This is a genomic window from Streptomyces sp. P9(2023) (assembly GCF_032436795.1).
Classification (GTDB): Bacteria; Actinomycetota; Actinomycetes; order Streptomycetales; family Streptomycetaceae; genus Streptomyces.
Genome location: NZ_JAUPWM010000410.1, coordinates 1 through 277 on the forward strand (window position 1 = coordinate 1; position 277 = coordinate 277).

The following is a 277-nucleotide window of genomic DNA, read 5'->3' on the forward strand; positions in this document are numbered from 1 at the left end:
GTAGGACAATCACTGAAAATGTCGGTGGAAAGATTAAGGAAGTGAGACAAGAGGCTAAACAAAGTAAAGAAGAAAAACAAGAAGAGGCCGCTAAATCTGAATCTATCCAGCCGGAATCACGCTCTCAAAAGAATCAAAAGAATCAAGAGAAGCCTGGTCATTCAATGATTAACCGCATTAAGAATACACTTTTCCAAGACGATGAAGAAGACTTAACGGTTCATGACGAGGAAGAGATAGATTTACGTTACCAAGCCTATGCTCCTGAGGAAGTACC

At 40.4% G+C, this 277-nt stretch carries 1 protein-coding gene; it reads left to right on the forward strand.

Annotation, left to right across the window (positions count from 1 at the left end):
- Positions 1–41: 41 nt before the first annotated feature.
- On the forward strand, positions 42–277 hold a 236-nt coding region (locus Q5762_RS38140), incomplete at its 3' end, for a hypothetical protein (protein ID WP_315896901.1).